The organism is Ochrobactrum quorumnocens (assembly GCF_002278035.1).
Taxonomy (GTDB): domain Bacteria; phylum Pseudomonadota; class Alphaproteobacteria; order Rhizobiales; family Rhizobiaceae; genus Brucella; species Brucella quorumnocens.
This window is the reverse complement of record NZ_CP022604.1, coordinates 1,292,959-1,316,024: the sequence shown is the minus strand read 5'-3', so window position 1 is coordinate 1,316,024 and position 23,066 is coordinate 1,292,959. Positions and strand designations below refer to the sequence as shown.

Here is a 23,066-nt window from a genome sequence, read left to right as displayed (position 1 = left end):
TCCTGTCCGAGATTGCAGGCGGACCATCATCTTTGGGTGGTAGTCCTTAAACATACGGCCTGCATGAGACGTGGAATAACCTTGTTTCGCACGAAAGTGCATGCGTGGTTTGAACCGTAGTTGCCTTTGAGTGAATTCCGCTTTTGCGGGCGAAGCTGAAGGGGACAGGATCCTCGAACGTCAGATGGGCCGCAAGGTTTATCTGGCAAAGGCAACCCGGCAGGACCAGTTGGTCCTGTCTACTGGAGAGACACAGTGGATAGAGCGGAAAAGCGCGAATTTGTCGCGTGGCTGAACGGCGCTTTCAAAGAGTCCGGTTCGGTCGTCGTGGCCCACTATACCGGTCTCACCGTTGCGCAGATGAGCGATCTTCGTTCCAAAATGCGTGACGCTGGTGGCACCGTTAAAGTCGCGAAAAACCGCCTTGCCAAAATCGCTCTTCAGGGCACGGAATCGGAAGGTATTGCTGATCTGTTTACAGGTCAGACGGTCGTTGCTTATGCAGACGACCCGATTACCGCTCCGAAAGTAGCCGTCGAGTTCGCCAAGATTAACGACAAGCTCGTTATTCTTGGTGGTTCAATGGGTGCAACGACACTTAACGCCGATGGCGTAAAGTCGCTTGCTTCGCTCCCATCGCTCGACGAACTGCGCGCAAAGCTGGTTGGAATGATCCAAACCCCGGCTCAGCGTCTTGCAGTACTTACCAGCGCTCCAGCGGGCCAGATTGCCCGCGTTATTGGCGCGCACGCCCGGAAGAACGAGGCGGCTTAAGGCCGTTTCTCATTTCAAACAGTTCAAACCTTAAACTAAGGAAATACCAAAATGGCTGATCTCGCAAAGATCGTTGACGACCTTTCGGCTCTGACAGTTCTGGAAGCTGCTGAGCTTTCGAAGCTTCTCGAAGAGAAGTGGGGCGTTTCTGCTGCTGCTCCTGTAGCAGTTGCTGCTGCTGGCGCTGCTCCAGCTGCTGCTGCAGAAGAAAAGACTGAATTCGACGTTGTCCTCGCTGACGGTGGCGCTAACAAGATCAACGTGATCAAGGAAGTTCGCGCAATCACCGGTCTCGGCCTCAAGGAAGCTAAGGACCTCGTTGAAGCCGCTCCTAAGGCTGTCAAGGAAGGCGCTTCCAAGGACGAAGCTGAAAAGATCAAGGCACAGCTCGAAGCAGCTGGCGCTAAGGTTGAACTTAAGTAAGTTCATTATTCTGGCGGATGGAAACCATCCGCCAGTTTAACTCCGGGCTTGCATCTGGAGTAAATGCATGAAAAGAAACGAAAAGCGCGGAAATAGGTTCTCTTTATGCAAATCATAGTCAGAGCGATTTTAACTACAACGTTCTGATCCTTTTAAACCCTTTTTCTGATGGCCTCGACCAGGCTTTCAGAAAACGGGTTTAGCCCGTTAGAAGGACCGCCGTGAGGCGGCGCACGATAAAGGCCGCAAGGCGTGAGCAAGCCGTTAAGGCTATAGAACGAGGAGCGACGATGGCTCAGACCCATTCTTTCAATGGTCGCAAGCGCGTACGCAAATTTTTCGGCAAGATCCCCGAGGTCGCGGAAATGCCTAACCTCATTGAGGTTCAAAAGGCATCATACGACCAGTTCCTCATGGTTGAGGAACCAGCTGGCGGGCGTTCTGAAGAGGGTTTGCAGGCGGTTTTCAAGTCTGTTTTCCCAATTCAGGATTTCTCCGGCTCTTCAATGCTGGAATTCGTTCGCTACGAATTCGATGCACCGAAGTTCGACGTTGACGAATGCCGTCAGCGCGATTTGACGTATTCGGCACCTCTCAAGGTGACGCTGCGTCTGATCGTATTTGATATTGATGAAGATACTGGCGCGAAGTCCATCAAGGACATCAAGGAGCAGGACGTTTACATGGGCGATATGCCGCTCATGACAGACAACGGCACCTTTATCGTGAACGGTACGGAACGTGTTATCGTTTCGCAGATGCACCGCTCGCCGGGCGTGTTCTTCGATCATGACAAGGGCAAGACGCACTCCTCGGGCAAGCTTTTGTTCGCTGCTCGCGTCATTCCTTACCGTGGTTCATGGCTTGACATCGAATTCGATGCCAAGGACGTGGTCTATGCACGTATCGATCGTCGCCGCAAGCTTCCAGCAACGACGCTGCTTATGGCGCTCGGTATGGACGGCGAAGAGATTCTGTCAACGTTCTACAACACCGTCACCTATTCGCGTGATGGTGACAACTGGCGTATCCCTTACTCGGTAGACCGTTTCAAGGGCATGAAGATCATTTCTGATCTTATCGATGCGGATACTGGTGAAGTCGTTCTCGAAGCTGGCAAGAAGCTGACCGCTCGGTCTGCGAAGCAGCTTGCTGAAAAGGGCCTCAAGTTCATCAAGGCCACTGAAGACGATCTCTTTGGTTCGTACCTTGCTGAAGATACCGTCAATTATGCCACCGGTGAGATTTATCTCGAAGCCGGAGACGAAATTGATGAGAAGGTTCTCAAGACGCTTCTTGATACCGGTGTTGAAGAGATCAACGTTCTCGATATCGATCATATCAATATTGGCGCGTATATCCGCAACACGCTGGCTGTCGACAAGAACGAAAGCCGTCAGGAAGCGCTGTTCGACATCTACCGCGTTATGCGCCCAGGTGAGCCGCCGACAATGGACTCGGCTGAAGCCATGTTCCATTCGCTGTTCTTCGATTCGGAACGCTATGACCTGTCCGCTGTTGGTCGCGTGAAGATGAACATGCGTCTCGACCTCGATGCAGAAGACACCGTACGTGTTCTGCGCAAGGAAGACATCCTTGCTGTGGTTAAGATGCTCGTTGAACTGCGCGATGGCCGTGGTGAAATCGACGATATCGACAACCTGGGCAACCGTCGTGTCCGCTCGGTCGGCGAGCTGATGGAAAATCAGTATCGCGTCGGTCTTCTGCGTATGGAACGTGCGATCAAGGAACGTATGTCCTCGATCGAAATCGACACGGTCATGCCGCAGGATCTGATCAACGCGAAGCCTGCTGCCGCGGCTGTACGTGAATTCTTCGGCTCCTCGCAGCTGTCGCAGTTCATGGATCAGACCAACCCGCTTTCGGAAATCACCCACAAGCGCCGTCTTTCGGCTCTTGGACCTGGTGGTTTGACCCGCGAGCGCGCTGGCTTCGAAGTCCGCGACGTGCATCCAACGCATTATGGCCGTATCTGCCCGATTGAAACGCCGGAAGGCCCCAACATCGGTCTGATCAACTCACTCGCAACTTTTGCCCGCGTCAACAAGTACGGCTTTATCGAAAGCCCGTACCGTAAGGTTGTCGATGGCAAGGTAACGTACGACGTTGTCTACCTCTCGGCCATGGAAGAAGCGAAGCACTCGGTTGCTCAGGCAAACGTTGAGCTGGATGAGCATGGCAGTTTCGTTGACGAATTCGTCATCTGCCGTCATGCCGGTGAAGTGATGATGACTCCGCGTGAAAACGTGGATCTGATGGATGTTTCGCCGAAGCAGCTGGTTTCGGTTGCTGCAGCACTTATTCCGTTCCTTGAAAACGACGACGCGAACCGCGCTCTCATGGGCTCGAACATGCAGCGTCAGGCCGTGCCTCTGGTACGCGCTGAAGCTCCGTTCGTCGGAACAGGTATGGAAGCAATTGTTGCTCGTGACTCTGGTGCCGCTATTGCCGCTCGTCGCGGTGGTATCGTCGATCAGGTTGACGCAACACGTATCGTTATCCGCGCTACCGAAGACCTCGATCCTTCGAAGTCTGGCGTTGATATCTATCGTCTGCAGAAGTTCCAGCGCTCGAACCAGAGCACCTGCATCAATCAGCGTCCGCTTGTACGCGTTGGTGATCCTATCGGTAAGGGCGACATCATCGCTGATGGTCCGTCGACTGATCTGGGCGACCTGGCTCTTGGCCGTAACGTGCTCGTCGCGTTTATGCCTTGGAACGGCTACAACTACGAAGATTCGATTCTTCTTTCCGAGAAGATCGTTTCGGACGACGTCTTTACCTCGATCCACATCGAGGAATTCGAAGTTGCTGCTCGTGACACGAAGCTTGGACCTGAGGAAATCACACGCGACATTCCGAACGTTTCGGAAGAAGCACTGAAGAACCTCGACGAAGCTGGTATCGTTTACATCGGTGCTGAAGTGCATCCTGGCGACATTCTTGTCGGCAAGATCACGCCGAAGGGCGAAAGCCCGATGACGCCGGAAGAAAAGCTTCTGCGCGCCATCTTCGGTGAAAAGGCGTCCGACGTTCGTGACACCTCCATGCGCATGCCTCCAGGCACGTACGGTACCGTTGTTGAAGTTCGCGTTTTCAATCGCCATGGCGTTGAAAAAGACGAACGCGCAATGGCTATCGAACGCGAAGAGATCGAACGTCTTGCGAAGGACCGTGACGACGAACAGGCTATCCTGGATCGTAACGTCTATGGCCGTCTCGCTGACATGATCGACGGTAAGATTGCTGCTGCTGGCCCTAAGGGCTTCAAGAAGGGCACAACCATTACTCGCGAAATCATGACCGAGTATCCGCGTTCGCAATGGTGGCAGTTCGCCGTTGAAGACGAGAAGCACCAGGGTGAACTGGAAGCTCTTCGTGGCCAGTACGACGAATCCAAGAAGCTGCTCGAAGCACGCTTCATGGATAAGGTCGAGAAGGTACAGCGCGGCGACGAGATGCCTCCAGGCGTCATGAAGATGGTCAAGGTCTTTGTTGCTGTGAAGCGCAAGATCCAGCCGGGTGACAAGATGGCTGGCCGTCACGGCAACAAGGGTGTGGTTTCGCGCATTCTGCCTGTCGAAGACATGCCATTCCTCGAAGACGGTACGCATGCCGATATCGTTCTTAATCCGCTTGGCGTGCCGAGCCGTATGAATGTGGGCCAGATTCTGGAAACACATCTTGGCTGGGCTTGCGCAGGTATGGGCAAGAAGATCGGTGAGCTGATCGACGTTTATCGCAAGACGGCTGACATTCAGCCATTGCGCGATACGCTGGAGCACATCTACCCAGACAACGATCGCAACGAACCGGTCCGGTCCTATGATGACGATTCCGTCCTCATGCTGGCCAGCCAGGTCAGGCGCGGCGTGTCGATCGCAACGCCGGTATTCGACGGCGCTGTAGAAGCTGACATCAATGCGATGTTGACGGATGCAGGTCTCGCGACCTCGGGTCAGTCGACGCTGTATGATGGCCGTACGGGTGAGCCGTTCGATCGTCAGGTGACCATGGGCTACATTTATATGTTGAAGCTCCACCACCTGGTCGACGACAAGATCCACGCTCGTTCGATCGGACCTTACTCGCTCGTCACTCAGCAGCCGCTTGGTGGTAAGGCGCAGTTCGGTGGCCAGCGCTTCGGCGAAATGGAGGTTTGGGCTCTGGAAGCATACGGTGCGGCTTACACGCTGCAGGAAATGCTTACAGTCAAGTCGGACGACGTTGCAGGCCGTACCAAGGTCTACGAAGCGATTGTTCGTGGCGATGATACGTTTGAAGCTGGTATTCCAGAAAGCTTCAACGTTCTTGTCAAGGAAATGCGTTCGCTCGGTCTCAACGTTGAGCTGGACGATACACGCGACGAGCAGCAGCCGGCACTTCCGGACGCGGCGGAATAAAAAACATCAAGGCGCGCCATGGTATCGCCGTGGCGCGCCCGTAAGGTGTTTCCAGCAAAAGGCTAAAGACGCTTCGCGCACGGAAACGCTGAACGGAATGTGCAGTTCCAGACTGCGTAATACCGCGAATTCTTTTCAAGATGGCAGGGACTTTCAGCTTGTCATCGACGACACACAGGGCGGCGGATCGCCCTCAAGGAGAACGGCATGAACCAAGAGGTCATGAATCTTTTCAATCCTCAGGCTCCGGCACAGACGTTCGATTCCATCAGAATCTCGATTGCCAGCCCTGAGAAGATTCTGTCCTGGTCATACGGCGAGATCAAGAAGCCGGAGACGATCAACTATCGTACGTTCAAGCCTGAACGCGATGGTCTCTTCTGCGCGCGTATCTTTGGCCCGATCAAGGATTATGAATGCTTGTGCGGCAAGTACAAGCGTATGAAATACAAGGGCATCATCTGCGAAAAGTGCGGCGTGGAAGTCACGTTGTCGCGCGTTCGCCGTGAGCGCATGGGCCATATCGAACTGGCCGCACCGGTTGCACATATCTGGTTCCTGAAGTCGCTGCCAAGCCGTATCGGCACGCTGCTGGACATGACGCTCAAGGATATTGAGCGCGTCCTGTACTTCGAGAACTACATTGTTACCGAACCGGGTCTGACTTCCCTTAAGGAGCATCAGCTTCTGTCGGAAGAAGAATACATGATTGCCGTCGATGAGTTCGGCGAAGATCAGTTCACAGCCCTTATCGGCGCAGAAGCTATTTTCGAGCTTCTGGCTTCGATGGAACTCGAAAAGATCGCAGCGGATCTGCGCGTTGATCTGGCTGAAACGACTTCAGAACTGAAGACGAAGAAGCTGATGAAGCGTCTCAAGATCGTTGAGAACTTCCTTGAGTCCGGTAATCGTCCTGAGTGGATGATCATGAAGATCGTTCCGGTTATCCCACCGGATCTGCGTCCTCTGGTTCCACTGGATGGCGGTCGTTTTGCGACTTCGGATCTGAACGATCTGTATCGTCGTGTGATTAACCGTAACAACCGTCTGAAGCGTTTGATCGAACTGCGCGCACCGGGCATCATTATCCGTAACGAAAAGCGCATGCTGCAGGAAGCTGTTGATGCGTTGTTCGACAACGGTCGTCGTGGCCGCGTTATCACGGGTGCTAACAAGCGTCCGCTGAAGTCGCTCTCCGACATGCTCAAGGGTAAGCAGGGTCGTTTCCGTCAGAACCTTCTTGGTAAGCGCGTCGACTATTCAGGTCGCTCGGTTATCGTGACAGGTCCTGAGCTGAAATTGCACCAGTGCGGTCTGCCTAAGAAGATGGCGCTCGAACTCTTCAAGCCATTCATCTACGCTCGTCTTGACGCCAAGGGTTATTCCTCGACCGTCAAGCAGGCGAAGAAGCTGGTTGAAAAGGAACGTCCGGAAGTTTGGGATATCCTCGACGAAGTCATCCGTGAGCATCCGGTTCTTCTGAACCGTGCGCCTACGCTGCACCGTCTTGGTATTCAGGCATTCGAACCCACGCTGATCGAAGGCAAGGCCATTCAGCTGCATCCGCTCGTCTGTACAGCGTTCAACGCTGACTTCGACGGTGACCAGATGGCTGTTCACGTTCCGCTGTCGCTTGAAGCTCAGCTTGAAGCACGCGTGCTGATGATGTCGACCAACAACATCCTGCATCCTGCAAACGGCGCACCGATCATCGTTCCTTCGCAGGACATGGTTCTCGGCCTCTATTATCTGTCGATCGTGGCAGAGAAAGAACCCGGCGAAGGTATGATGTTTGCCGATATGGGCGAACTTCAGCATGCGCTTGAGAACAAGGTTGTCACGCTGCACACCAAGATCAAAGGCCGTTTCAAGACGGTTGATGCGGAAGGCAATGTCGTTTCCAAGGTTTACGACACCACGCCTGGCCGTTTGATCACTGGCGAGCTTCTGCCGAAGCACGTCAATGTGCCGTTCGACATCTGTAATCAGGAGATGACCAAGAAGAACATCTCCAAGATGATCGACCACGTCTACCGCCATTGCGGTCAGAAAGAGACGGTTATCTTCTGCGATCGCATCATGCAGCTCGGCTTTGCCCATGCATGTCGCGCCGGTATTTCGTTCGGTAAGGATGACATGGTCATTCCTGACTCGAAGGCAAAGATCGTTGCAGATACCGAAGCACTGACGACCGAATACGAACAGCAGTACAATGACGGCTTGATCACTCAGGGCGAAAAGTACAACAAGGTCGTTGATGCCTGGGGTAAGGCGACTGACAAGATCACCGAAGAGATGATGGCCCGTATTAAGGCTGTTGAATTCGATCCGGTGACCGGACGTCAGAAGCAGATGAACTCGGTCTACATGATGTCGCATTCGGGTGCCCGTGGTTCGGTCAACCAGATGCGTCAGCTTGGCGGTATGCGTGGTCTTATGGCCAAGCCGTCGGGTGAAATCATCGAAACACCGATCATCTCGAACTTCAAGGAAGGCTTGACCGTTAACGAGTACTTCAACTCGACACACGGTGCCCGTAAGGGTCTTGCCGATACCGCTTTGAAGACCGCTAACTCGGGATACCTGACACGTCGTCTCGTTGACGTTGCACAGGATGCGATTATTTCGGAAGTCGATTGTGGCGCCGAAATCGGTCTCACCATGCAGCCGATCGTCGATGCCGGTCAGATCGTTGCTCCAATCGGACAGCGCGTTCTGGGCCGTACGGCACTTGATCCGATCATCAATCCAGCAACTGGCGATGTTATCGTCGAAGCTGGCCGCATGATCGAGGAAAAGGACGTCGAAATCATCGAGAAGGCTGGTATCCAGTCCATCCGTATTCGCTCGGCACTGACCTGTGAAACCCGCAACGGCGTTTGCGCCAAGTGCTATGGTCGTGACCTTGCACGCGGTACTCCGGTCAACCAGGGTGAAGCTGTTGGCGTTATCGCCGCACAGTCGATCGGGGAGCCTGGCACTCAGCTGACCATGCGTACCTTCCACTTGGGTGGTACTGCTCAGGTTGTTGACTCGTCGTACCTCGAAGCTTCGTATGAAGGCACCGTCAAGCTGCGTAACCGTAACGTGGTTCGCAACTCCGATGGTAACCTCGTGGTCATGGGCCGTAACATGGCGGTTCTGATCGTCGATGCTACCGGCAAGGAACGTGCCGTTCACCGTGTAACCTACGGTTCGCGTCTGTTCATTGACGAAGGTGATGCAGTCAAGCGCGGTCAGCGTATTGCTGAATGGGATCCATACACCCGTCCAATCCTTACGGAAGTGGAAGGCTACGTCGAGTTCGAAGATCTCGTCGACGGTCTTTCGGTTTCGGAAACGGCGGACGAGTCGACCGGTATCACGAAGCGCGTCATCATCGATTGGCGTTCGACCCCACGTGGTGCGGACCTCAAGCCTGCGATGATCATCAAGGACAAGAGCGGCAAGATCGCAAAGCTGTCGAAGGGTGGCGAAGCTCGCTTCTTGCTTTCGGTAGAAACGATCCTTTCGTTCGAACCGGGTGCTCACGTTAACGCTGGTGACGTCATCGCTCGTCTGCCGATGGAAAGCGCGAAGACCAAGGATATTACCGGTGGTCTGCCTCGCGTTGCGGAACTGTTCGAAGCTCGTCGTCCGAAGGACCATGCCGTCATCGCAGAGATCGATGGTACCGTTCGTTTCGGTCGCGATTACAAGAACAAGCGCCGCATCATCATCGAGCCAAACGATGACACGATCGAGCCTGTTGAGTATCTGATTCCTAAGGGCAAGCCGTTCCATCTTCAGGACGGTGACGTTATCGAAAAGGGTGAATACATCCTCGACGGTAATCCAGCGCCGCACGACATTCTGGCCATTAAGGGCGTAGAAGCTCTTGCTTCTTACCTCGTTAATGAAATCCAGGAGGTCTATCGTCTTCAGGGCGTTCTGATCAACGACAAGCACATCGAAGTGATTGTTCGTCAGATGCTCCAGAAGATCGAGATCACGGAATCGGGCGATACCGGTTACATCACCGGTGATCATGTCGATCGCATCGAACTCGATGAGGTCAATGATCGTCTGATTGAGGAAGGCAAGAAGCCAGGTTCGGGTAATCCGGTTCTGCTTGGTATTACCAAGGCTTCGCTGCAGACTCCTTCGTTCATCTCGGCTGCGTCGTTCCAGGAAACCACTCGCGTGCTTACCGAAGCGGCTGTTGCCGGCAAGATGGACATGCTGCAGGGTCTCAAGGAAAACGTTATCGTCGGTCGTCTCATCCCGGCCGGTACTGGTGGCATGACCAACCAGATCCGTCGTATTGCTACGGCTCGCGACGAACTGATCATCGACGAGCGCCGCAAGTCGACCGGTTCGGCAGCAGCCAATGCGATGCTGACAGACATGACCAACAACGCAGCCGAATAAGGTAGCGTTCAGGAAAAAGAAAAGGCCGCCTTTCGAGGCGGCCTTTTTGTTTGTGCTGTTTTTTCGAGATTGTGCAGTCGTTGTTCGTGCGTTGACGAGACGTGCCACAAAAGGAGAGGGCGGGCTGAATATTCCAGACCGCCCTTACTCAACTTCTTATTCTTCTTCCTCGTCATCGCCTTCAAATTCGATAAGGGCAACTTCACCAGTGAGGGCGGTGTGCCATGCACTCTTGTGAGGCTCTTCTTCAGGCTCTTCGGTGATGGTGCCCATCTCGACGAGTTCGGCTTCGTGGTAGCCTTCTTCCGCCAGGATCGCGAGGACCGTCTGAACGAGGTCTTCGTCTTCGTCGGATTTCAGTAGAATATGTACTTCTACAGATTCCTCTTCGCCTTCGTTCCAGACGTCGGCAATGACCAGATGAACGATTGGCGAATCGTTATCTGCAATCGGGGTAGTGGATGACATTGAGAATCCCTTAATATTCTGTTGTGTTTCGACTCGGATGTGTTTCAATAGCGGCTGTTCGGGTCTGGCGCTATGCTGGCACACGAAAATGACAGTTTTGTCTGCGAAATAATCGCGAATTGACGTCGAATACGGCGCAATAACCTGTCCGGGTGGTACCAAAACGCGGCTATACGGCCTTTTGGTGAAGAAACTTAATGTCCTGCCCTTGACGAAACGCCTCCAAACACGTATCAGCAGCCCATCTGAGCCGATGTGAGGCTGGCTGTTTCGGAGCGACACGCTCTGAAGTTCGCCTCAAACAGGGTTCGTTTTACGATCGAAATGCAACTTGCCGTTCGCATGAAGCCTATGCTTCCTCTGCTTTTGTTCGGGGTGGCCACATACTGTGTGGCTGGTCCCGAATTTGTGCATGAGCACTCCGGTGAAACGGCCCTCATGGGGCGCTGATACGAGATTTTTTATAGAGGAAGGTTCAATGCCTACCGTAAACCAGTTGATCCGCAAGCCGCGCACTGCGCCGGTGAAGCGTAATAAGGTTCCTGCTCTGCAGGCAAACCCACAGAAGCGCGGCGTTTGCACCCGCGTTTACACGACAACCCCTAAGAAGCCGAACTCGGCTCTCCGTAAGGTTGCCAAGATTCGTCTGACCAATGGCTTTGAAGTCATCGGTTATATCCCGGGTGAAGGTCACAACCTTCAGGAGCACTCCGTGGTTATGATCCGCGGCGGCCGCGTCAAGGATTTGCCGGGTGTGCGTTATCACATCATCCGCGGCGTTCTTGATACCCAGGGTGTTAAGAACCGCAAGCAGCGTCGTTCCAAGTACGGTGCAAAGCGTCCTAAGTAAGAATTTTCCGGGGATACCGGCCGCCAGAATGGCGAGTTGAGCCCGATGTAATTGAAAGTTGAGACGAAATGTCCAGACGCCATAAAGCAGAGAAGCGCGAGATTAACCCGGATCCAAAGTTCGGCGATCTCGTGATCACAAAGTTCATGAATGCAGTCATGCTTCATGGCAAGAAGTCGGTTGCAGAAAGCATCGTTTACGGTGCGCTTTCGGCAATTGAAGCCAAGGCGAAGTCAGAGCCGGTCGCGCTGTTCCATCAGGCGCTCGACAATGTCGCTCCGCACGTTGAAGTCCGTTCGCGCCGCGTTGGTGGTGCAACCTACCAGGTTCCGGTCGATGTGCGTTCAGAACGCCGCCAGGCGCTTGCCATTCGTTGGCTGATCAATGCAGCTCGTGGTCGTAACGAAACCACAATGATTGATCGTCTTTCCGGTGAATTGCTTGATGCTGCAAACAATCGTGGTTCTGCTGTGAAGAAGCGTGAAGACACGCACCGCATGGCTGAAGCCAACCGCGCATTCTCGCATTACCGCTGGTAATCGTCGAACCCTATTCAAAGAGCAAAAACATGGCCCGCGAATATAAAATCGAAGACTACCGCAATTTCGGTATTATGGCTCACATCGACGCCGGTAAGACGACGATGACCGAGCGTATCCTGTTCTATACCGGTAAGAACCACAAGATTGGTGAAACCCATGACGGTGCTTCCACCATGGACTGGATGGAGCAGGAGCAGGAACGTGGTATCACGATTACCTCTGCTGCAACGACCACGTTCTGGCAGGGTCAGGATGGCAAGAAGCGTCGCTTCAACATCATCGACACGCCGGGCCACGTTGACTTCACCATCGAAGTTGAGCGTTCGCTCCGCGTTCTCGACGGCGCAATCGCTCTTCTCGATGCGAATGCTGGCGTAGAGCCGCAGACTGAAACTGTTTGGCGTCAGGCTGAGAAGTACCATGTTCCACGTATGGTCTTCGTCAATAAGATGGACAAGATTGGTGCCGATTTCTACCGTTGCGTAGAAATGGTTGGCTCGCGTCTTGGCGCAATCGCTCTTCCAGTTCAGCTGCCAATCGGCGCTGAAAATGAGTTCGAAGGCGTTATCGATCTTATTGAAATGAAGGCTCTGACCTGGGACGGCACCATTGGCGCAGCAGCGACCGTTGGCGAAATTCCTGCAGATCTGCGTGATCAGGCTGAAGAATACCGTGAAAAGCTCATCGAGTTGGCCGTGGAAATCGACGAAGCTGCTATGGAAGCTTACCTCGAAGGCACCATGCCTACGAACGAACAGCTCCGTGCACTGATCCGTAAGGGCACTATCGACGTTAAGTTCCATCCGGTTCTTTGCGGTACTGCGTTCAAGAACCGTGGCATTCAGCCACTTCTCGACGCTGTTGTTTCTTTCCTTCCAGCTCCAACCGATGTTCCTGCAATTAAGGGCATCGACGTTAAGACGGAAACCGAAACGACCCGTGAGTCTTCGGATGAAGCACCGCTATCGATGCTTGCATTCAAGATCATGAACGATCCGTTCGTTGGTTCGCTTACCTTTGCTCGTATCTACTCGGGCAAGATGACCAAGGGCATTTCGCTCGAAAACACTGTTAAGGGCAAGCGTGAGCGCATCGGCCGCATGCTGCAGATGCACTCGAACAGCCGTGAAGACATCGAAGAAGCCTATGCTGGCGACATCGTTGCTTTGGCTGGCCTCAAGGAAACCACAACTGGCGATACGCTCTGCGATCCGCTGAAGCCGGTTATCCTTGAACGCATGGAATTCCCTGATCCGGTTATCGAAATCGCGATTGAACCAAAGACCAAGGCTGACCAGGAAAAGATGGGCATCGCGCTCAACCGTCTGGCTGCTGAAGATCCTTCGTTCCGCGTTAAGTCTGATGAAGAATCTGGTCAGACTATCATCGCTGGCATGGGTGAACTTCATCTCGACATTCTCGTCGACCGCATGAAGCGTGAGTTCAAGGTAGAAGCAAACGTCGGCGCGCCGCAGGTTGCTTACCGTGAATCGATCACACGTCAGGCTGAAATCGATTACACCCATAAGAAGCAGTCGGGTGGTTCGGGTCAGTTTGCTCGCGTCAAGATCATTTTCGAACCGCATGAAGGCGATGACTTCATCTTCGAATCCAAGATCGTTGGTGGTGCTGTTCCTAAGGAATACATCCCAGGCGTTCAGAAGGGTATCGAAAGCGTCATGGGTGCGGGTCCGCTTGCTGGCTTCCCGATGCTCGGCGTGAAGGCAACCTTGATCGACGGCGCATATCACGACGTTGACTCCTCGGTTCTCGCGTTCGAAATCGCTGCCCGTGCAGCGTTCCGTGAAGGCGCACAGAAGGCTGGTGCACAGCTTCTCGAGCCGATCATGAAGGTTGAAGTCGTAACTCCTGAAGATTACGTCGGTGACGTAATTGGCGATCTGAACTCACGTCGTGGTCAGATCTCGGGTACGGAAGCTCGTGGCATTGCTACGGTCGTCAACGCAAACGTTCCCCTGGCCAACATGTTTGGTTACGTGAACAACCTGCGTTCGATGTCTCAGGGTCGTGCACAGTACACCATGCAGTTCGACCATTATGAGCCGGTTCCGACCGCGGTCGCACAGGAAATCCAGAAGAAGTTCGCGTAATCTTCGGTTACGCCAAATAGTAAAAAAGCCTGAGCAGGCTAGATATTAGGAGAGCTCAGATGGCAAAGAGCAAGTTTGAACGTAATAAGCCCCACGTAAACATCGGCACGATTGGTCACGTTGACCATGGCAAGACGTCGTTGACAGCAGCAATCACGAAGTTCTTCGGTGAATTCAAGGCATACGACCAGATCGATGCTGCACCAGAAGAACGCGCTCGCGGTATCACCATTTCGACGGCACACGTTGAATATGAAACTGCAGCTCGTCACTATGCACACGTCGACTGCCCAGGCCACGCTGACTATGTCAAGAACATGATCACCGGTGCTGCACAGATGGACGGCGCGATCCTGGTTGTTTCGGCAGCTGACGGCCCGATGCCACAGACCCGTGAGCACATCCTGCTCGCTCGTCAGGTTGGTGTTCCTGCGATCGTCGTGTTCCTGAACAAGTGCGATCAGGTTGACGATGCTGAACTTCTCGAGCTCGTAGAACTCGAAGTTCGTGAACTGCTTTCGAAGTACGACTTCCCAGGCGACGAAGTTCCAATCATCAAGGGCTCGGCTCTTGCTGCTCTGGAAGATTCTTCGAAGGAACTCGGCGAAGACGCAATCCGCAACCTGATGGCTGCAGTTGACGACTACATTCCGACGCCAGAGCGTCCGATTGACCAGCCGTTCCTGATGCCAATCGAAGATGTTTTCTCGATTTCGGGTCGTGGTACTGTTGTTACCGGTCGTGTTGAGCGCGGTATCGTTAAGGTTGGCGAAGAAGTCGAAATCGTTGGCATCAAGGCCACCGGCAAGACGACTGTTACCGGCGTTGAAATGTTCCGCAAGCTGCTCGATCAGGGCCAGGCTGGCGACAACATCGGTGCACTGGTTCGCGGTGTAGGCCGTGACGACGTTGAACGTGGTCAGGTTCTCTGCAAGCCAGGTTCGGTTAAGCCGCACACCAAGTTCAAGGCAGAAGCCTACATTCTGACCAAGGACGAAGGTGGCCGTCATACGCCATTCTTCACCAACTACCGTCCACAGTTCTACTTCCGTACGACTGACGTGACCGGTGTTGTTACCCTGCCAGAAGGCACGGAAATGGTTATGCCTGGCGACAACGTTACCGTTGACGTTACGCTGATCGTCCCGATCGCAATGGAAGAGAAGCTCCGCTTCGCTATCCGTGAAGGTGGCCGTACCGTCGGTGCAGGCATCGTCGCTTCGATCATCGAGTAATTAGATTTGTGCAGGAGCGTCTCTCCGGAGGCGCTCCGCGTAACAAGGAACAGATCAAATGAACGGTCAAAACATCCGCATTCGCCTTAAGGCGTTTGATCATCGGATCCTTGACGCTTCGACGCGGGAAATCGTGTCGACTGCCAAGCGTACCGGTGCCAACGTGCGCGGACCGATCCCACTTCCAACGCGGATCGAAAAGTTCACAGTAAACCGGTCGCCGCACATCGATAAGAAGAGCCGCGAACAGTTCGAGATGCGCACGCACAAGCGTCTTCTCGATATCGTTGACCCAACCCCGCAGACAGTTGATGCGCTGATGAAGCTTGATCTGTCCGCCGGTGTTGATGTCGAGATCAAGCTTTAATCGGCTTGAGGACGGAAGGAACGAACCCGATGCGTTCAGGTGTTATTGCACAAAAGCTGGGCATGACCCGCGTCTATAACGACGCCGGTGAACATGTACCAGTGACAGTTCTCCGCATGGAAGACTGCCACGTGGTAGCTCAGCGTACAGTTGAAAAAAACGGTTATACGGCTGTTCAGCTTGGCGTTGGACTTGCCAAGGTAAAGAACACGACCAAGGCTCTGCGCGGTCACTTCGCGAAGGCTGAAGTCGAGCCTAAGGCGAAAGTTGCGGAATTCCGCGTTTCACCGGATAACCTTCTTGAAGTTGGCTCGGAGATTCTTGCCGAGCATTTCGTCGCCGGCCAGAAGGTCGACGTGACGGGCACTTCGATCGGTAAAGGTTTTGCCGGTGTTATGAAGCGTCATAACTTTGCTGGTCATCGTGCTTCGCACGGTAACTCAGTTACCCACCGCGCTCACGGTTCGACCGGTCAGCGTCAGGATCCGGGTAAGGTGTTCAAGGGCAAGAAGATGGCTGGTCACATGGGTCAAACCCGCGTGACAACACAGAACATCGAAGTTGTCTCTACAGATAGCGATCGTGGCCTTATTCTGGTTCGCGGCGCGGTTCCTGGCTCCAAGGGTGCCTGGATCCTCGTTCGTGATGCAGTCAAGGTATCGCTGCCTGAGAATGCACCTAAGCCGGCTGCCCTGCGTTCAAGCGCAAACAATGCAGCTGCGGATGCAGTCGCGACTGAGGGAGCCGAATAATGGATCTCACAATTACAACTCTTGAAGGCAAGGATGCCGGCAAGGTCAAGCTGAACGAAGATATCTTCGGCCTCGACCCACGCGACGACATTCTTCAGCGCGTCGTGCGCTGGCAGCTGGCAAAGCGCCAGCAGGGCTCTCATGACGCCAAGGGCCGCAGCGATATCAGCCGCACCGGTTCGAAGATGTACAAGCAGAAGGGTACGGGTCGCGCTCGTCACCATTCGGCTCGTGCACCACAGTTCCGTGGTGGTGGTCAGGCTCACGGACCAGTTGTCCGTACGCACGATCATGATCTGCCAAAGAAGGTTCGCGCTCTTGGTCTTCGTCATGCTTTGTCTGCAAAGGCAAAGGCTTCGGACCTGATCATCATCGATGATCTGGCCTCCAAGGAAGCAAAGACGAAGGAACTCGTGTCGCAGTTCGCCAAGCTCGGTCTGCAGAATGCACTCCTTATTGGTGGTGCTGAGATCGACGTGAACTTCCAGCGCGCTGCTTCGAACATTCCAAACATCGACGTTCTGCCAGTGCAGGGCATCAATGTTTACGACATCCTGCGTCGTGGCAAGCTCGTGCTTTCCAAGGCAGCTGTCGAAGCACTCGAGGAGCGTTTTAAATGACCGATCTTCGCCACTACGACGTGATCGTCAGCCCAGTCATTACCGAGAAGTCGACCCTTGTTTCCGAACATAACCAGGTTGTCTTCAACGTAGCTCGCAAGGCGACGAAGCCGGAAATCAAGGCTGCAATCGAGGCGCTTTTCGGCGTCAAGGTAAAGGCCGTTAACACCACTGTGCGCAAAGGCAAGGTGAAGCGGTTCCGCGGCATTGTCGGGCGCCAGAGCGATGTCAAGAAAGCGATCGTTACTTTGGCTGAAGGTCAGAGCATCGACGTTTCGACAGGTCTCTGAGAGGCCATGGAGTAAAGACAATGGCACTCAAGCACTTTAATCCGACCACGCCAGGCCAGCGTCAGCTGGTCATCGTGGACCGTTCGGAACTCTACAAGGGCAAGCCGGTCAAGTCATTGACCGAAGGTTTGTCCAAGAAGGGTGGCCGTAACAACACCGGTCGTATCACTGTTCGCTTTCAGGGCGGCGGTCACAAGCGTTCTTACCGTTTCATCGACTTCAAGCGTCGCAAGCATGACGTTGTCGCAACGGTTGAACGTCTGGAATACGATCCAAACCGCACCGCGTTTATCGCGCTGATCCGCTACGAAGACGGCGAGCTGAGCTACATTCTGGCTCCGCAGCGTCTGGCAGCCGGCGACAAGGTCATTTCTGGCCAGTCCGTCGACGTTAAGCCAGGTAACGCAATGCCGCTTTCGTCCATGCCTGTAGGCACCATCATCCACAATGTGGAGATGAAGCCAGGCAAGGGTGGTCAGATTGCTCGTTCGGCTGGTGCATATGCACAGCTCGTGGGTCGTGACCAGGGTATGGCTATCCTGCGTCTGAACTCCGGCGAACAGCGTCTGGTTTCCGGTGCATGCTTTGCAACGGTTGGCGCAGTATCCAACCCAGAGCACAGCAACATCAATGACGGTAAGGCCGGTCGTTCGGTCTGGCGCGGTAAGCGTCCACACGTTCGCGGTGTTGCAATGAACCCAGTTGACCACCCGCATGGTGGTGGTGAAGGCCGCACTTCTGGTGGTCGTCATCCGGTCACGCCTTGGGGCAAGCCTACGAAGGGTAAAAAGACCCGTTCGAATAAGGCGACCGATAAATTCATCATGCGTTCGCGTCATCAGCGCAAGAAGTAAGAGAGGTAGTCTGAAGTGGCTCGTTCAGTTTGGAAAGGTCCGTTCGTCGATGGCTATCTTCTCAAGAAAGCTGAGAAGGTACGCGAGGGCGGTCGTAATGAAGTCATCAAGATGTGGAGCCGTCGCTCCACTATCTTGCCGCAGTTCGTTGGCCTGACCTTCGGTGTGTATAACGGCAACAAGCATGTGCCGGTATCGATCTCCGAAGAAATGGTTGGACATAAGTTCGGTGAATTCGCGCCGACACGTACCTATTACGGTCACGGCGCGGACAAGAAGGCAAAGAGGAAGTAACAGATGGGCAAGGCCAAGGCTCCCCGCCAGCTTAAGGATAACGAGGCGAAAGCCGTCGCCCGTACGCTTCGCGTCAGCCCGCAGAAGCTTAATCTTGTCGCGGCATTGATTCGCGGCAAGAAAGTTAACGCGGCACTTGCTGATCTGACGTTCTCGCGCAAGCGGATCGCGGAAACAGTGAAAAAGACGCTCGAATCGGCTATCGCCAACGCTGAGAACAATCATGATCTCGATGTTGACGCGCTGATCGTTGCTGAAGCTTATGTTGGCAAATCAATTGTCATGAAGCGTTTCCACGTTCGTGGACGTGGTAAGGCAAGCCGCATCGAAAAGCCGTTTTCGCATCTCACCATTGTTGTCCGCGAAGTTGCGGAAAAAGGGGAGGCCGCATAATGGGCCAGAAGATTAATCCGATCGGTTTTCGTCTCGGCATCAACCGCACTTGGGATTCGCGTTGGTACGCAAATACCGGTGAATACGGCAAGCTGCTGCATGAAGACGTCAAGATCCGTGAGTATCTTAAGAGCGAACTCAAGCAGGCTGCGATTTCCAAAATCGTAATCGAGCGTCCGCACAAGAAGTGCCGCGTGACGATCCACTCGGCTCGTCCGGGTATCATCATCGGCAAGAAGGGTGCAGACATCGAAAAGCTCCGCAAGAAGCTTTCCGAAATGACGAATTCCGATACGTCCCTCAACATCGTTGAAGTTCGTAAGCCGGAAGTCGATGCTACGCTGATCGCTCAGTCGATCGCTCAGCAGCTCGAACGCCGTGTGGCATTCCGTCGCGCCATGAAGCGTGCCGTTCAGTCGGCAATGCGTCTTGGTGCCGAAGGTATCCGTATCAACTGCTCCGGTCGTCTGGGCGGCGCTGAAATCGCACGTATGGAATGGTATCGCGAAGGTCGCGTTCCGCTTCACACGCTGCGTGCCGATATCGACTACGGTACGGCAGAAGCGCAGACCGCTTACGGCATCTGCGGCGTGAAGGTTTGGGTATTCAAGGGCGAGATCCTTGAGCACGATCCAATGGCTTCTGAACGTCGTGCGGTTGAGGGTGACAATCAGGGTTCCCAGCAGAACCGCCGCCGCGAAAACGCTTAAAAAGCGGGTCGCGGGCGAGAAAATTGGAGTAGAGAACAATGATGCAGCCTAAGCGCACCAAGTTCCGTAAGCAGTTCAAGGGCCGTATCCACGGCAACTCGAAGGGCGGTACGGATCTTAATTTCGGTGCATTCGGTTTGAAGGCTCTGGAGCCTGACCGCGTCACAGCACGACAGATCGAAGCGGCTCGCCGCGCGATCACCCGCCACATGAAACGTGCGGGCCGTGTATGGATCCGAATCTTCCCGGATCTGCCAGTTACATCGAAGCCTACCGAAGTCCGTATGGGTAAAGGTAAGGGTTCAGTTGACTACTGGGCATGCCGCGTGGCACCAGGCCGCGTAATGTTTGAGCTTGACGGCGTACCCGAAGATGTGGCACGCGAAGCCTTAAGACTCGGCGCTGCAAAGTTGTCGGTCAAGACGCGCTTCATTCAGCGCATCGCAGAGTAAGAGAGGCAGTCATGAAAGCCGCAGACGTTCGGGCGAAAAGCCTCGATCAGATCACTGATGAGTTGGGCGCACTGAAGAAAGAGCAGTTTAACCTGCGCTTCCAGAAGGCAACCGGCCAGCTCGAAAAAACCGCGCGCGTGAAGCAAGTTCGTCGCGACATTGCGCGTATCAAGACCATCGCCCGCCAGAAGGCGGCCGAAAGCAAGGCATAAGGAACAAGTATAATGCCTAAACGCGTTCTGCAGGGCGTTGTCGTCAGCGACAAAAACGATAAGACTGTTGTGGTTAAGGTTGAGCGCCGCTATTCGCATCCGCTCCTCCAGAAGACCATTCGCCAGTCTAAGAAGTACAAGGCGCATGACGAAAACAACCAGTTCAAGATTGGCGATCAGGTTTCCATTGAGGAATCCAAGCCAATTTCGAAGGACAAACGCTGGGTCGTTCTTTCGAACGAAGTAGCGGGCTAAATTACAAACACGCAGCTTAGGTAGGGCAGGAGCCCTTAACCAGCTGAAGGAAAAGAAGGCGGCCAGTCATGATTCAGATGCAAACAAACCTCGACGTGGCGGATAACTCCGGCGCACGTCGTGTCATGTGCATCAAGGTGCTGGGCGGCTCGAAGCGGCGTTACGCTTCCGTTGGCGACATTATTGTGGTGTCGATCAAGGAAGCTATTCCGCGCGGCCGCGTCAAAAAGGGTGACGTGATGAAGGCGGTGGTCGTACGGACCGCCAAGGACATCCGTCGTCCGGACGGCAGCGTAATTCGTTTTGATAACAACGCAGCTGTTCTCATCGATAATAAGAAAGAGCCTATCGGTACGCGTATCTTCGGACCGGTTCCACGCGAACTTCGCGCGAAGAGCCACATGAAGATCATCTCGCTGGCTCCGGAAGTTCTGTAAGGAAGCAAGACGATGCAAAAGATTCGCAAAGGCGACAGCGTTGTCGTGCTGTCCGGTAAGGACAAGGGCCGTACAGGCGAAGTTCTTCAGGTTATGCCTAAGGACGAAAAAGCACTGGTTCGCGGCATTAATGTTGTAAAGCGTCACCAGCGCCAGACTCAGACACAGGAAGCCGGCATCATCTCGAAAGAGGCGGCGATCCATCTGTCCAATCTGGCCATTGCTGATCCAAAGGATGGCAAGCCAACTCGCGTTGGTTTCCGTGTTGAAGATGGCAAGAAGGTTCGCGTTGCAAAGCGTTCGGGAGCGGTGATCTGATGTCTGAAGCAAAGGCACTTCCACGCTTCAAGAAGATTTATCAGGACACGATCCGTAAAGCTCTTCTTGAAGAATTCAAATACGACAACGAGATGCAGATTCCTCGCATCACCAAAGTTGTCCTGAATATGGGTGTAGGCGAAGCAACTGGCGATTCGAAGAAGCCAACTGTTGCTGCAGCAGATCTGGCCTTGATTGCCGGACAGAAGGCTGTCATTACTCGCGCCCGTAATTCGATCGCAACTTTCAAGTTGCGTGAAGACATGCCGATCGGTACGAAGGTAACACTTCGTTCGGATCGTATGTACGAATTTCTTGATCGTCTGATCACGATCGCGCTTCCGCGCGTTCGAGATTTCCGCGGTCTGAATCCGAAGAGCTTTGATGGTCGCGGCAACTTTGCCATGGGCGTTAAGGAACACATCGTGTTCCCAGAAATCAACTACGATAAAGTTGATCAGATCTGGGGCATGGACATCATCGTTTGCACGACCGCTAAGACGGATGATGAAGCCCGCGCTCTTCTGCGCGCCTTCAACTTCCCATTCCGGCAGTAACGGCAAGCGTAGCGAGGTATAATAATATGGCCAAGACTAGCGCAGTCGAAAACAATAAGCGCCGCGAAAAGTTGGTTAAGCGTCATGCTGAAAAGCGTGCACGTCTGAAGGCGATCGTAATGGATCAGAGCCTTCCGCTGGATGAGCGTTTCCGCGCTTCTATTCAGCTCGCCGAACTGCCGCGCAATTCCGCTAAGGTTCGTATTCGCAATCGTTGCGAAGTTTCGGGTCGTCCGCGTGGTTATTACCGTAAACTGAAGATGTCGCGTATTGCGCTTCGCCAGTTGGGTTCGCTCGGACAGATTCCGGGCATAGTTAAGTCGAGCTGGTAAGGAGTAGCATATGTCTGTGTCAGATCCTATCGGCGATATGCTGACCCGTATTCGTAACGCAGTAGGCCGCAAGAAGACCAAGGTTTCGACCCCGGCTTCTAAGCTGCGCGCTCGCGTTCTTGATGTCCTTCAGTCTGAAGGCTACATCCGCGGATACACGCAGAGTGAATTCGTGAACGGCAAAGCCGAGATCGAAATCGAACTGAAGTACTATGAAGGCGTTCCAGTCATTCGTGAACTGACCCGCGTTTCGAAGCCAGGCCGTCGCGTTTACGTGTCGGTCAAGTCGATCCCGCAGGTTGCGAATGGTCTTGGCATCTCGATCCTGTCCACACCTAAGGGTGTAATGGCGGATCATGAAGCCCGTGAACAAAACGTTGGTGGTGAGCTGCTCTGCCGCATCTTCTGATGCGGCTGACAGTGAACAGATAGAAGACAGGTATAAAAATGTCTCGTATCGGTAAAAAACCCGTGCCGGTCCCGGCAGGCGTGACCGCCAGTGTTGATGGGCAGATCGTCAAGGCTAAGGGCGCGAAAGGCGAATTGTCTTTCGTGGTGCACGATGAAGTTCTGGTTAAGCTCGAAGACGGCGCTGTAAGCGTCGATCCTCGTGACCAGTCCAAAGAAGCTCGCTCCAAGTGGGGCATGTCGCGTTCGATGATCGTTAACATCTTCGAAGGCGTCGAGAAGGGCTTCGAAAAGAAGCTTGAGATTAGCGGCGTTGGTTATCGTGCGGCTATGCAGGGCAAGAATGTCCAGCTCTCTCTCGGCTTCAGTCACGAAGTGGTCTATGACGTGCCTGCTGGTATCACTGTTGCTGTACCTAAGCCGACGGAAATCGTCGTCACTGGTATCGACAAGCAGCAGGTCGGTCAGGTCGCGGCTGAGATCCGCGAATATCGCGGCCCCGAGCCTTACAAGGGCAAGGGCGTCAAGTATGCTGGCGAGAAAATCGTCCGCAAAGAAGGCAAGAAGAAGTAAGGGAA

The 23,066-nt window shown here is 53.9% G+C and carries 26 protein-coding genes; 25 read left to right on the top strand and 1 reads right to left on the bottom strand.

Features of this window, described 5'->3' with window-relative positions; translation table 11 throughout:
• Positions 1-255 precede the first annotated feature (255 nt).
• The 4 genes from rplJ to rpoC all read left to right on the top strand — a co-directional run bounded on the left by rplJ (position 256) and on the right by rpoC (position 10,031).
• Complete coding sequence (rplJ, locus tag CES85_RS15865) at positions 256-774, top strand: 50S ribosomal protein L10 (RefSeq protein ID WP_095446822.1); 519 nt, start codon at positions 256-258, stop codon at positions 772-774.
• Between the two features lie 51 nt (positions 775-825).
• Positions 826-1,197: a 50S ribosomal protein L7/L12 gene (gene rplL / locus CES85_RS15860; protein ID WP_024898616.1), complete on the top strand. Its 372-nt coding sequence runs from the start codon at positions 826-828 to the stop codon at positions 1,195-1,197.
• A 290-nt stretch (positions 1,198-1,487) separates the two neighbouring features.
• Positions 1,488-5,621 (top strand): DNA-directed RNA polymerase subunit beta, encoded by a 4,134-nt coding sequence (gene rpoB / locus CES85_RS15855; RefSeq protein ID WP_095446821.1) that lies wholly within the window; start codon positions 1,488-1,490, stop codon positions 5,619-5,621.
• 207 nt (positions 5,622-5,828) lie between these two features.
• Positions 5,829-10,031, top strand: coding sequence for a DNA-directed RNA polymerase subunit beta' (gene rpoC / locus CES85_RS15850; protein ID WP_095446820.1), 4,203 nt, complete (start codon positions 5,829-5,831; stop codon positions 10,029-10,031).
• A gap of 156 nt (positions 10,032-10,187) precedes the next feature.
• Here the strand turns inward: rpoC and CES85_RS15845 are convergent, their stop codons facing one another.
• Positions 10,188-10,547 carry a hypothetical protein gene (locus tag CES85_RS15845; RefSeq protein ID WP_094577498.1) on the bottom strand — a complete coding sequence of 120 codons (360 nt, stop codon included), beginning with the start codon at positions 10,545-10,547 and terminating at the stop codon, positions 10,188-10,190.
• 430 nt (positions 10,548-10,977) lie between these two features.
• Here CES85_RS15845 and rpsL point away from each other — a divergent pair, with 430 nt between their 5' ends.
• The 21 genes from rpsL (at position 10,978) to rplF (ending at position 23,061) form a co-directional block, all read left to right on the top strand.
• Positions 10,978-11,349 (top strand): 30S ribosomal protein S12, encoded by a 372-nt coding sequence (gene rpsL / locus CES85_RS15835; protein ID WP_006168377.1) that lies wholly within the window; start codon positions 10,978-10,980, stop codon positions 11,347-11,349.
• 68 nt (positions 11,350-11,417) lie between these two features.
• On the top strand, positions 11,418-11,888 hold the full coding sequence (gene rpsG, locus CES85_RS15830; protein ID WP_007875422.1) for a 30S ribosomal protein S7: 471 nt from the start codon (positions 11,418-11,420) through the stop codon (positions 11,886-11,888).
• A gap of 29 nt (positions 11,889-11,917) precedes the next feature.
• A complete protein-coding gene (gene fusA, locus CES85_RS15825) occupies positions 11,918-14,002 on the top strand; it encodes an elongation factor G (RefSeq protein ID WP_095446818.1) in 2,085 nt (694 codons plus the stop codon).
• Between the two features lie 59 nt (positions 14,003-14,061).
• A complete protein-coding gene (gene tuf / locus CES85_RS15820) occupies positions 14,062-15,237 on the top strand; it encodes an elongation factor Tu (RefSeq protein WP_095446817.1) in 1,176 nt (391 codons plus the stop codon).
• Positions 15,238-15,295: 58 nt separating this feature from the next.
• Positions 15,296-15,604, top strand: a complete 309-nt coding sequence (gene rpsJ / locus CES85_RS15815) for a 30S ribosomal protein S10 (protein ID WP_002964363.1) — start codon at positions 15,296-15,298, stop codon at positions 15,602-15,604.
• A 29-nt stretch (positions 15,605-15,633) separates the two neighbouring features.
• Positions 15,634-16,356 (top strand): 50S ribosomal protein L3, encoded by a 723-nt coding sequence (rplC, locus tag CES85_RS15810; protein WP_007875345.1) that lies wholly within the window; start codon positions 15,634-15,636, stop codon positions 16,354-16,356.
• A complete protein-coding gene (rplD, locus tag CES85_RS15805) occupies positions 16,356-16,976 on the top strand; it encodes a 50S ribosomal protein L4 (protein ID WP_095446816.1) in 621 nt (206 codons plus the stop codon). The genes rplC and rplD overlap by 1 nt, the downstream gene beginning before the upstream one ends.
• A complete protein-coding gene (locus tag CES85_RS15800; RefSeq protein ID WP_007875343.1) occupies positions 16,973-17,266 on the top strand; it encodes a 50S ribosomal protein L23 in 294 nt (97 codons plus the stop codon). The genes rplD and CES85_RS15800 overlap by 4 nt, the downstream gene beginning before the upstream one ends.
• A 20-nt stretch (positions 17,267-17,286) precedes the next feature.
• Positions 17,287-18,120: a 50S ribosomal protein L2 gene (rplB, locus tag CES85_RS15795; protein WP_095446815.1), complete on the top strand. Its 834-nt coding sequence runs from the start codon at positions 17,287-17,289 to the stop codon at positions 18,118-18,120.
• Between the two features lie 15 nt (positions 18,121-18,135).
• Positions 18,136-18,414 carry a 30S ribosomal protein S19 gene (gene rpsS / locus CES85_RS15790; protein ID WP_070997411.1) on the top strand — a complete coding sequence of 93 codons (279 nt, stop codon included), beginning with the start codon at positions 18,136-18,138 and terminating at the stop codon, positions 18,412-18,414.
• A gap of 3 nt (positions 18,415-18,417) precedes the next feature.
• Positions 18,418-18,807 carry a 50S ribosomal protein L22 gene (gene rplV / locus CES85_RS15785; protein ID WP_007875336.1) on the top strand — a complete coding sequence of 130 codons (390 nt, stop codon included), beginning with the start codon at positions 18,418-18,420 and terminating at the stop codon, positions 18,805-18,807.
• Positions 18,807-19,517, top strand: a complete 711-nt coding sequence (gene rpsC, locus CES85_RS15780; RefSeq protein ID WP_024897014.1) for a 30S ribosomal protein S3 — start codon at positions 18,807-18,809, stop codon at positions 19,515-19,517. The genes rplV and rpsC overlap by 1 nt, the downstream gene beginning before the upstream one ends.
• A 38-nt stretch (positions 19,518-19,555) precedes the next feature.
• Entirely contained in the window at positions 19,556-19,969 is a 414-nt protein-coding gene (gene rplP, locus CES85_RS15775; protein ID WP_095446814.1) for a 50S ribosomal protein L16, read from the top strand.
• Positions 19,970-19,980: 11 nt separating this feature from the next.
• Positions 19,981-20,181: a 50S ribosomal protein L29 gene (gene rpmC, locus CES85_RS15770; protein WP_095446813.1), complete on the top strand. Its 201-nt coding sequence runs from the start codon at positions 19,981-19,983 to the stop codon at positions 20,179-20,181.
• A 12-nt stretch (positions 20,182-20,193) separates the two neighbouring features.
• Entirely contained in the window at positions 20,194-20,436 is a 243-nt protein-coding gene (gene rpsQ, locus CES85_RS15765) for a 30S ribosomal protein S17 (protein WP_095446812.1), read from the top strand.
• A 68-nt stretch (positions 20,437-20,504) separates the two neighbouring features.
• Positions 20,505-20,873: a 50S ribosomal protein L14 gene (rplN, locus tag CES85_RS15760; RefSeq protein ID WP_094577439.1), complete on the top strand. Its 369-nt coding sequence runs from the start codon at positions 20,505-20,507 to the stop codon at positions 20,871-20,873.
• Between the two features lie 12 nt (positions 20,874-20,885).
• Positions 20,886-21,191, top strand: coding sequence for a 50S ribosomal protein L24 (gene rplX / locus CES85_RS15755; RefSeq protein ID WP_095446811.1), 306 nt, complete (start codon positions 20,886-20,888; stop codon positions 21,189-21,191).
• The gene (gene rplE / locus CES85_RS15750; protein WP_095446810.1) at positions 21,191-21,748 is read left to right on the top strand and encodes a 50S ribosomal protein L5; all 558 of its coding nucleotides are present in this window, start codon (positions 21,191-21,193) and stop codon (positions 21,746-21,748) included. The genes rplX and rplE overlap by 1 nt, the downstream gene beginning before the upstream one ends.
• A 26-nt stretch (positions 21,749-21,774) precedes the next feature.
• Positions 21,775-22,080, top strand: a complete 306-nt coding sequence (rpsN, locus tag CES85_RS15745) for a 30S ribosomal protein S14 (protein WP_095446809.1) — start codon at positions 21,775-21,777, stop codon at positions 22,078-22,080.
• A gap of 10 nt (positions 22,081-22,090) precedes the next feature.
• The gene (gene rpsH, locus CES85_RS15740; RefSeq protein WP_007875325.1) at positions 22,091-22,489 is read left to right on the top strand and encodes a 30S ribosomal protein S8; all 399 of its coding nucleotides are present in this window, start codon (positions 22,091-22,093) and stop codon (positions 22,487-22,489) included.
• Between the two features lie 38 nt (positions 22,490-22,527).
• On the top strand, positions 22,528-23,061 hold the full coding sequence (gene rplF, locus CES85_RS15735) for a 50S ribosomal protein L6 (RefSeq protein ID WP_095446808.1): 534 nt from the start codon (positions 22,528-22,530) through the stop codon (positions 23,059-23,061).
• Positions 23,062-23,066: the final 5 nt, after the last annotated feature.